At 52.4% G+C, this 2,127-nt stretch carries 1 protein-coding gene; it reads left to right on the top strand.

Annotated elements, in window-relative coordinates:
* The first annotated feature begins 437 nt into the window (after window positions 1-437).
* The gene (locus C8N31_RS20125) at window positions 438-1,460 is read left to right on the top strand and encodes a DUF4214 domain-containing protein (RefSeq protein ID WP_025050072.1); all 1,023 of its coding nucleotides are present in this window, start codon (window positions 438-440) and stop codon (window positions 1,458-1,460) included.
* The last annotated feature ends 667 nt before the right edge of the window (window positions 1,461-2,127 follow it).

Below are 2,127 nucleotides of genomic sequence, written 5' to 3'. Positions count from 1 at the left end.
CTTTCTCATCGTCCACTCCTCGGTGGTTACGATGAGCAACAAACCCTCTCTTAGCAAATGACACTATTTGGACCCATAAGCGCTGACTTCAGACAGTGAAGGTGGTAAACATCTATAAATCTCCATTGATGGTTTCTTTATATAGATGCTTGGAATTGATCGGTTTTTCGCCCGTAGCTGGGTTACGTTGACCGCTTAGCCGTAGTCGCAAATCAGACAGCGAATTCTACCTAGTTGCTGGCGAGGACATAGCTGCCGGGTAGCGAACACAGGTATACACCTGGGCTGGCCGGGATTCACTTTGGCATTTTTGTTAAGTGATGGTGGCAACACTAACTGGTTAGTATGCCACTTGGGAGCTGCCCGTTGATTTTTAGCGCTTAACCGTTATCCTGATGTAAAGATGTGCCTTTATCCAAAACTACAAAGGAAAACCGATGGTTGCTCTGCCTGACCTTACGCCGCCTGACGGTGTCATCCCGATAACTGGCACATCTGCTAGCAATATCCTGCGGGGCACAGATGGAGCCGATTTTATTGATGGGGTAGGCAACGGCAATGTCATAGATGGATTTGGCGGCGACGATACATTGATTGGCGGACCGGGCAATGACATTTTGCAGGGACATTCTGGGAATGATGTGATTTCGGGCGGTTCCGGAATTGATTATTTCTGGGTCAGTGGGGACCGTTCCAGCTATTCAGTGACCATCGATCAGGAATGCGTTGAGCTTGAAGACCGACGCGGAGAGATGGACGGAACTGACACCCTGCTGAGTGTGGAGTTTATCGACTTTTTGGATCAAACTTGGAATTTAGAGATCTTTTCAAATGTCGCTTCACTATCAGAGCAAGCCTTCAGATCCTTTATCGAGGTCTACATCGCCTACTTCGACCGCGCTCCTGATGCGGAAGGCTTGTTCTTCTACGGCACAGCCTTTGCCAATGGGACTTCCCTAGAGGAATCCGCTGCCACTTTCCTAAACTCGACTGAGTACCAAGCGACTTATCCTCCGGGCCTGAACAACCAAGAGTTCGCCGAGGCTGTCTACAACAACGTCCTGGGTAGGATCCCTGATCAGCTGGGGCTTGATTTTTGGGTGGGTGTTCTAGATTCAGGAGCCCGGTCCCGTGATGTCTTTATCCTGGAGGTGCTGAATGGGGCAAAGGCTCCGGCTCCCGGTGATGCCACCCAGGACTTCATCGATCAGAAGGCAGCTGACGTCGATTATCTAGCCAACAAAACCGACATTGGGCTCTACTTTGCGGTGACCAAGGGCATGAGCAACGTTGCCAATGCGACCACTGCCATGCAGCTCTTCGATGACGGCGAACAGCCAGACATCGATGCGGCTGTGGCGGCCATCGACGGTTTCTACGCTGATGCGTTGGACCCTGAGAATGGAGAGTTCCTACTTCAATTGGTTGGTGTGGTGGATGATCCTTTCGCTATTGCTTAATCCCAACCCTAATCCCCTGTCCTATAAGGGCTTCCCCCCCCAAGGGATCAATACAGGTACCCCACAATAGGCCTCCCTCTTGGGTCCTCTTTATCCATTATCTTATCTTCTTATCCATTACTTATACCTAATCTCCTTGTAGGTAGCTTACCCCCTGAGAGGGCCATCCTGTTAGGGGACATCCCGACCCAGAGGGAGCCTTAGAGAGCCCTTGGGCGGACCCTGGTCCAGTATGACAGCTGTGCGTAAGAGAGCCTAGGAGAGGCCCTAAGAGGGAACCTTGTGGGGTCCCTGAGCGATCACCTGAGAGGGGAGATGTTGGTCTCCGGTTTGTCTATGATTACCCTGCCAGCCGAGCTGAAAGATGCCCTGAGAGGCACCCTGTTGGTGACTGGTGATTGCGACGGGCAGTATCTCTTAAGCCCCCAGAAATGCCCCCCTCGCTTCGCTCTGGCTTCCTCCGCTCTCGCGACGGAATGCCCCCAGAAATGCCCCACTTTCGGCCTTCCGCCTGCTAAGCCGATGAAGGCTATCGAAGGGGTGGGTTTCCTACCATCCCAGCCACTCTCTCATACATGATGAACCGTTACTTCTGGGGTGTCTCTGAGGCCAGGAATGCCCCCGAAAATGCCCCCCCTGACTTGGTATTCCTGAGGGGAGGTCCTAT

Source organism: Sulfitobacter mediterraneus (assembly GCF_003054325.1).
Lineage (GTDB): Bacteria > Pseudomonadota > Alphaproteobacteria > Rhodobacterales > Rhodobacteraceae > Sulfitobacter > Sulfitobacter mediterraneus.
The sequence above is the reverse complement of the archived record's forward strand: the minus strand, read 5'-3'. Positions and strand labels throughout refer to the sequence as shown.

What these genes read in the sequence shown, in the direction of transcription:
- C8N31_RS20125 (WP_025050072.1), top strand. Translation starts at nt 438, where the DNA reads ATGGTTGCTCTGCCTGACCTTACGCCGCCTGACGGTGTCATCCCGATA.